At 69.3% G+C, this 7,094-nt stretch carries 5 protein-coding genes and 5 tRNA genes; 1 reads left to right on the top strand and 9 read right to left on the bottom strand.

Annotated features, from left to right (window positions below; all coding sequences use genetic code 11):
- Positions 1 to 32 precede the first annotated feature (32 nt).
- The 9 genes from ACFWA7_RS39345 to ACFWA7_RS39305 all read right to left on the bottom strand — a co-directional run bounded on the left by ACFWA7_RS39345 (position 33) and on the right by ACFWA7_RS39305 (position 4,192).
- Positions 33 to 105, bottom strand: a tRNA-Glu gene (locus ACFWA7_RS39345).
- Positions 106 to 155: 50 nt separating this feature from the next.
- A tRNA-Gln gene (locus tag ACFWA7_RS39340) sits at positions 156 to 227 on the bottom strand.
- A 16-nt stretch (positions 228 to 243) separates the two neighbouring features.
- Positions 244 to 316 (bottom strand) — tRNA-Glu (locus ACFWA7_RS39335).
- A 62-nt stretch (positions 317 to 378) separates the two neighbouring features.
- Positions 379 to 451, bottom strand: a tRNA-Glu gene (locus ACFWA7_RS39330).
- Between the two features lie 41 nt (positions 452 to 492).
- A tRNA-Gln gene (locus ACFWA7_RS39325) sits at positions 493 to 564 on the bottom strand.
- Between the two features lie 89 nt (positions 565 to 653).
- The gene (locus ACFWA7_RS39320; protein ID WP_385550119.1) at positions 654 to 1,373 is read right to left on the bottom strand and encodes an HAD family hydrolase; all 720 of its coding nucleotides are present in this window, start codon (positions 1,371 to 1,373) and stop codon (positions 654 to 656) included.
- 285 nt (positions 1,374 to 1,658) lie between these two features.
- A complete protein-coding gene (gene gltX, locus ACFWA7_RS39315) occupies positions 1,659 to 3,143 on the bottom strand; it encodes a glutamate--tRNA ligase (RefSeq protein WP_385827973.1) in 1,485 nt (494 codons plus the stop codon).
- Positions 3,136 to 3,927, bottom strand: coding sequence for a fumarylacetoacetate hydrolase family protein (locus ACFWA7_RS39310; RefSeq protein ID WP_385827971.1), 792 nt, complete (start codon positions 3,925 to 3,927; stop codon positions 3,136 to 3,138). Before ACFWA7_RS39310 ends, gltX begins: the two co-directional genes overlap by 8 nt.
- Positions 3,928 to 4,009: 82 nt before the next feature.
- Entirely contained in the window at positions 4,010 to 4,192 is a 183-nt protein-coding gene (locus tag ACFWA7_RS39305) for a hypothetical protein (protein WP_385550128.1), read from the bottom strand.
- A 583-nt stretch (positions 4,193 to 4,775) separates the two neighbouring features.
- Between ACFWA7_RS39305 and ACFWA7_RS39300 the strand changes: the two genes are divergently transcribed.
- Positions 4,776 to 7,094: nitrate- and nitrite sensing domain-containing protein (locus tag ACFWA7_RS39300; protein ID WP_385827969.1), on the top strand; the 2,319-nt coding region annotated here is incomplete at its 3' end.

Raw genomic sequence — 7,094 nt, 5'->3', positions numbered from 1 at the left:
GCACACAATGTGTGCCGGGCCCCTTCTTCACGTACCCCCGACCGGATTCGAACCGGCGCTACCGCCTTGAGAGGGCGGCGTGCTAGGCCGCTACACAACGGGGGCGTGGATCCCGAGGGATCAATGAACCACAAGATCTTCGACCTTGCGATCCGCTGGGCTACCAGGACTCGAACCTAGAATGACGGTACCAGAAACCGTAGTGTTGCCAATTACACCATAGCCCATGGTGGTTTAGACCAGTACCCCCGACCGGATTCGAACCGGCGCTACCGCCTTGAGAGGGCGGCGTGCTAGGCCGCTACACAACGGGGGCCCTAGCGATCCTGCATGAGAGTCAGCGGGTGCGACCCGGACTGCCTCCCTGGGAAGGATCTGTACCCCCGACCGGATTCGAACCGGCGCTACTGCCGTGAGAGGGCAGCGTGCTAGGCCGCTACACAACGGGGGCTTTGCGGATCTGGAATCCGCGGTGCAGATAAGCTCTGCGAGCTGGCCTACCAGGACTCGAACCTAGACTAACGGAACCAGAAACCGTCGTGCTGCCAATTACACCATAGGCCACCAAAGCGCAACCTCAGCAGGAGGTTTTGCTCGGCTTGCGCTTTCGGTTCCGGGCTTTTCTTCCCGCTCCCCTCGGCGCAGGAAGAACATTACCCGAAGGTGTCCGGCGCTCCAAAACGGGTATCGCGGCGCAGCAGGCCGGGGAGCTCCTCCAGGCCCGTGATCCGGATCAGTTCGGGCCGCCCGCCCACTCCGTTGCGGTCCAGCCAGATCCCCAGGAGCCCCGCCTCGACGGCCCCGCGCGCGTCGATGTCCGGCTGGTCTCCCACGTACGCGACCTCCCCCGGCGCCAGGCCCAGCTCCTTGCAGGCCGCGTGGAAGGCGCCGGCGTCCGGCTTGGAGATCCCCAGCTCGGCCGCGCACACCACGGCCTCGAACCGGTCCCGTACGCCCAGGACCCGCAGCTTGCGCTCCTGGTGGTGGAGGGAGGAGTTGGAGAGGACGGCGTGCCGGTAGCCGTCGGCGAGCAGGTCGAGGACGGGCACGGTGTCCGGGAAGAGCGACCAGGCGGCCTCGTAGTGGGCCAGGTGCCGCTCGAACCAGGCGTCCGCCTCGGGGTCGGCCGGCTCGGCGCCGAGGAAGGCGCGCACCCGGTCGCGCCGCTGCCCCTGCCAGTCGGTCTCCCCCGCCGCGAACCGCGCCCAGTGGTACGCGGTGAGCTCGTCCCAGGCCGTGAGCGCCTGCTCCATCGACGCGTACGCGGCGGGCAGCCCCTCGGTCTCCAGATGCACGTGCATGCCCCTGCGGGCGGCCGAGGCGTAGTCGAAGATCGTGTCATCGATGTCCCAGAGGACGGCGCGGGTCGCCATGCCGTCGACGGTACCCCGGCACCGCTCCCCGGCTGGGGGTTCGGGGGTCATTCCCCGAAAAACGCAGTGTCGATGTCCCGGGGGGCGGCCCGGACGGCCATGCGTCGCCGGTACGCCGAAGGGGCGGCAGCCGGACCGGCTGCCGCCCCTTCGGGTCGTACGTCACACCTGGCCGGACTCGTGGGAGGTCCGCTGCGGCGCCCCGCGCCCCTCAGGGGCGCGGGGAACTGCGCGACCGGCCCCAGCGGACCCGCGGCCGAAGCCGCCGCGCTTCCGGCGGAGCGCTCACGCGGTCAGCTTCGCCAGCGCCGCGTCGATGCGGGCCAGGGTCTTCTCCTTGCCCAGGATCTCCAGGGACTCGAAGAGCGGCAGACCGACCGTGCGGCCGGTGACGGCGACGCGGACCGGGGCCTGGGCCTTGCCGAGCTTGAGGCCGTGCGCCTCGCCGGCGGCCAGGACGGCCTCCTTGAGGGACTCCGGGGAGGACCATTCGGCCGCCTCCAGCTTCTCGCGGGCCGTGCGCAGCAGCCCGTCCGAGCCCTCCTTCATCGCCTTCGCCCAGGACGCCTCGTCCTCGACCGGCTCCTTCAGGAAGAGGAAGTCGACGTTGGCCGTGATGTCCGAGAGGACGGTCACGCGGGTCTGGGCGTACGGCGCGATGGTCTCCCAGGCGGCGCGGTCGAAGTCCTCGGGCGCCCAGTTGGCGTGCGGGGCGGTCAGCCACGGCTCGCAGGCCGCCGTGAACGCCTTCACGTCGAGCAGGCGGATGTGGTCCGCGTTGATCGACTCGGCCTTCTTCAGGTCGAAGCGGGCCGGGTTGGCGTTGACGTCCGCGACGTCGAACTTCGCGACCATGTCGGAGATCGAGAAGACGTCCTGGTCGGCCGAGAAGGACCAGCCGAGGAGCGAGAGGTAGTTGAGCAGGCCCTCCGGGAGGAAGCCGCGCTCCCGGTAGATGTTCAGGGACGCCTGCGGGTCGCGCTTGGAGAGCTTCTTGTTGCCCTCGCCCATGACGTACGGGAGGTGGCCGAAGGCTGGGGTCTCCTTGGCCACGCCCAGCTCGATCAGCGCCTTGTAGAGCGCGATCTGGCGCGGGGTGGAGGAGAGCAGGTCCTCGCCGCGCAGGACGTGGGTGATCGCCATCAGGGCGTCGTCGACCGGGTTGACCAGCGTGTACAGCGGGGCGCCGTTGGCGCGGACGATGCCGTAGTCCGGCACGTTGTCCGGGGTGAAGGTCAGCTCGCCGCGGACCAGGTCCGTGAAGGTGATCGGCTCGTCGGGCATCCGGAAGCGGACGATGGCCGTGCGGCCCTCCGCCTCGTACGCCGCCTTCTGCTCCGCGCTCAGCTCGCGGCAGTGGCCGTCGTAGCCGGACGGCTTGCCGGCGGCGCGGGCCGCGTCGCGGCGCTCGTCGAGCTCCTCGGTGGTGCAGTAGCAGTGGTACGCGTAGCCGCCCGCGAGCAGCTTCTCGGCCACGTCCTTGTAGATGTCCATCCGCTGGGACTGGCGGTAGGGCGCGTGCGGGCCGCCCACCTCGGGGCCCTCGTCCCAGTCGAGGCCCAGCCAGCGCAGCGAGTCGAGCAGCTGGTTGTACGACTCCTCGGAGTCGCGGGCCGCGTCGGTGTCCTCGATGCGGAAGACCATGGTGCCCTGGTTGTGCCGGGCGAACGCCCAGTTGAACAGGGCGGTGCGGACCAGGCCCACGTGCGGGTTGCCGGTCGGGGAGGGACAGAAACGTACGCGTACGGGGGAGCCGGGTGCGCTAGCCACGCTTGACAACCTTGTTGGTGAGAGTGCCGATGCCTTCGATGGTGACGGCGACCTCGTCGCCGACGTTGAGGGGGCCGACCCCGGCGGGGGTGCCGGTGAGGATGACGTCGCCCGGGAGCAGCGTCATGGCCTCGGTGATGTGGACGACCAGGTCCTCGATGGAGCGGATCATGTCGCTCGTGCGGCCCAGCTGGCGCTGTTCGCCGTTGACCGTCGCCTGGATCGTGAGATCCGCGGGGTCGAGGTCGGTCTCCACCCAGGGGCCGAGCGGGCACGAGGTGTCGAAGCCCTTGGCCCGGGCCCACTGCTTCTCGCGCTGCTGGGCGTCGCGCGCGGTGACGTCGTTGGCGCAGGTGTAGCCGAAGATGACGTCCTTGACGCGCTCGCGCGGGACCTCGCGGCACATCCGGCCGATGACCACGGCCAGCTCGGCCTCGTGGTGCAGCTCGTTGGAGAAGGAGGGGTACTCGATCGCGTCGCCGGAGCCGATCACCGAGGTGGTGGGCTTGAAGAAGGCGACGGGCACCTCGGGACGCCCCTGATCGTCAAAAACGGCGTTGCCGAGCTCCTTGGCGTGCTCCGCGTAGTTGCGGCCGATGGCCACGACCTTGTTGGGCAGCACCGGCGGCAGCAGCCGGACCTTGCTCAGCGGGACCTTGGTTCCGGAGAGCTCGAAGTCGGCGTACGGAATGCCCTTGATGATGTCGAGCACGAGCCCCTGCGGGGTGTCCTCGACCGCGCCGAAGGCGACATTGCCGTCGATGGAGAATCTGGCGATGCGCACGGGATGCTGTCGCCCCTCACTTGGTCGCTGGCTGGAGACTGACGCTCCAGGCTAACGCGGGTGAGGGGGCGACCTGCGCTATCTAACGGGCGGCGGCGACCGGGGCGTCCATCAGGACGGTGCGGCGCGGGTTGGCCGTCTGGGTGGGCAGGTCGACAGCGTGCTCGGGCAGGAGCTCCGTCTGCATCTCCTCGGCGTCCGCGAGGTGCGCCAGGTTGGTGCGGCGGGGGTTGGCTATGGTGCGGATCATCATCGTCGTCTTCATCTGCCGTTCGGACCCTGTCGGTTGCGGGGCGCGCGGCGGCGCCGGTTGTCGGATTGGCCATCCCTGTAAAGCGTCAGGCTAAACATTCGAATTCCCGGCAAACGGCTGTAGAGCCGACGATCACCGTGTGAGTTTGCTCACGAGTTGGTAAACAATTCGGGCATTACGGCCAGTCAATTCCGGCCTACGAAACGGACATTGCACCACTGAACCCTCCATTCCGCTCTTGATCATGGCGACTGGGTCACTCCTCCCACGTAAGCGACTCGTGGGTAAAAGTCCGATTCATCCGGGCATGGTTTCTACGGCTCGTTACCCGGCCATCACAATGTGTCACTCAGGTCACAGCCCGGTACGCGGGCCTTGTTGGAGATCCGGCACTGTGCTGGAATTCCACGCACCGCCGCGGGTCACTGACCGGCGCGCAGGGCGCAACGCAGCGCCGAGTGGCGGCGGGGAGGGGGAGTCCAACAAGCGCCGGTCACTCACGACCAACACATGGGGCGCACACTTGCCCCACGACGCCGACACCGTCCCTTCCGTTCAGAGCGGGGGGACGCCTGGTCCAGAGGTTGCGACGCTAGTGCAGGGACGTTTCAAGAGGGATGGCAGCGCTGCGGCGGAGCAGGAGCCGCACGGCGGGACTGGCTCCACATCAGTCAGTTCCTCGCCCCAGCACGCCCAGAACCCCCGGGCCACCCAGAATCCATCGGCTCCTTCGCCGGGCGGCGACGAGAACGGCGGCCCCTCCGGCCCGACCGGTCGCTCCGCCGCGGGCGGTGAGAAGCCCGCCGCGCCCAAGCCGAAGCCGGCCGTGGACACGGGGTCGCGAATAGCCCTGCGCAACTGGCGCATCTCCACCCGACTGGTCGCGCTGCTGACCCTGCCCGTGGTCGCCGCGACCACCCTCGGCGGGCTGCGCATCAACCAGTCGATGAACGACATGAAGCAGCTCGACCACATGCAGCTGCTCACCGACATGACCAAGCAGGCCACCGAGCTGGCCGCCGCGCTCCAGGAGGAGCGCGACAAGTCGGCGGGCCCGCTGGCCACCGACACCGGCGCGGACATGGTCCAGACGGCGCGGGGCACCACCGACCGGGTCAAGCAGTCGTTCATGACGGCCACCCAGGACGTCGACAACCCGGACAACGACGACGCCCTGGAGTCGATCCGCCGTAACGTCACGGCCATCGCGATCCAGCTCCAGGACCTCGACAACATCCGTAAGAGCGCCTACCACGGCGACGTCTCGGACTCCCAGACCGTCGAGGGCTACAGCCGCCTCATCCGCGGCCTCCTCAGCCTCTCCCAGGACATGGCGCAGGCCACCTCCAACCCGGAGATGATCAAGCGCACCCGTGCGCTGGCCGCGTTCTCCTCCGCCAAGGAGTACGCCTCCATCCAGCGCGCGATCATCGCCGCCGCGCTCCCCGCGACCAAGGACAAGACCGGCACGCTGGCCGAGTCCGACCGCCTCTACGCCAAGTCCGCGGCGGACGGCGAGCGCCAGGAGCTGTCGTCGTTCTCGATCGTCTACGAGAGCAACCACGGCAACCCCGAAGAGCTGATGGCCCCGCTCGACAAGGGCAACTCGGAGATCACCGCGGCCAACGCGTACTCCCAGCGCGTCCTCAAGGGCGGCCTCGCCACGGAGACCAAGCGCTCGTACCTCGACTGGTACGACCAGGACTCCAACAAGATCAACCAGATGAAGACGATCGAGCAGACCCTGCTCGGCGAGATGGAGCAGAAGGCCCGCGAGCTGCGCGACCAGTCGCAGCGGGACGCGATCCTCAACGGTGCCCTGATCCTCATCGTCCTCGGTGTCTCGCTGGTCGGCGCGTTCGTCGTGGCCCGGTCCATGATCCGCTCGCTGCGGCGCCTCCAGGACACCGCGACCCGGGTCGCCCAGGACCGGCTGCCCGAGCTCGTCAAGCAGCTCTCCGAGTCCGACCCGCAGGACGTCGACACGTCCGTGGAGTCGGTCGGTGTGCACTCCCGGGACGAGATCGGCCAGGTGGCCGCGGCCTTCGACGACGTGCACCGCGAGGCCGTGCGTCTCGCCGCCGAGCAGGCGCTTCTGCGAGGCAACGTCAACGCGATGTTCACCAACCTCTCGCGCCGCTCGCAGGGCCTCATCCAGCGTCAGCTCTCGCTCATCTCCGAACTGGAGTCCCGCGAGGCCGACCCGGACCAGCTCTCCTCGCTCTTCAAGCTCGACCACCTCGCTACCCGTATGCGCCGTAACGGTGAAAACCTCCTCGTTCTGGCCGGTGAAGAGCCCGGTCGCCGTTGGACCCGGCCCGTCCCGCTGGTCGACGTGCTCCGCGCCGCGGCCTCCGAGGTGGAGCAGTACGAGCGCATCGAGCTGGCCGCCGTGCCCGCCACCGATGTCGCCGGCCGCGTGGTCAACGACCTCGTGCACCTGCTCGCCGAGCTCCTTGAGAACGCCACCTCGTTCTCCTCGCCGCAGACCAAGGTCCGCGTCACCGGTCACGCGCTGCCCGACGGCCGCGTCCTGGTCGAGATCCACGACACCGGCATCGGCCTCTCCCCCGAGGACCTCGCCGCGATCAACGAGCGGCTCGCCTCGCCGCCCACCGTGGACGTCTCGGTCTCGCGCCGCATGGGTCTGTTCGTGGTCGGCCGCCTGTCCCTGCGACACGGCATCCGCATCCAGCTGCGGCCCTCCGACTCCGGCGGTACGACGGCGCTCGTCATGCTGCCCGTCGACGTCGCCCAGGGCGGCAAGAAGGCCCCGGGCAAGCCCGGCGGCCCCCAGACGCAGGGCCCGGCGGGCCCCGGTGCCGGCCGTCCCGGCGTGACCCCGGGCCCCGGTGCCCGCGCCGGTCTCGCCGGTGCGCTCGGCAGCGGCCCGGCCGGCGGCCCCGCTGGCGGC

Source organism: Streptomyces sp. NPDC059994, from assembly GCF_042737755.1.
In the GTDB taxonomy this organism is placed as follows: domain Bacteria; phylum Actinomycetota; class Actinomycetes; order Streptomycetales; family Streptomycetaceae; genus Streptomyces.
Note: the sequence above shows the minus strand (reverse complement) of the source record. Positions and strands in the feature narration are given on the sequence as shown.

Coding starts and splice junctions, on each gene's coding strand:
- ACFWA7_RS39320 (WP_385550119.1), bottom strand. CDS start 1,373: ATGGCGACCCGCGCCGTCCTCTGGGACATCGATGACACGATCTTCGAC.
- ACFWA7_RS39305 (WP_385550128.1), bottom strand. CDS start 4,192: ATGAAGACGACGATGATGATCCGCACCATAGCCAACCCCCGCCGCACC.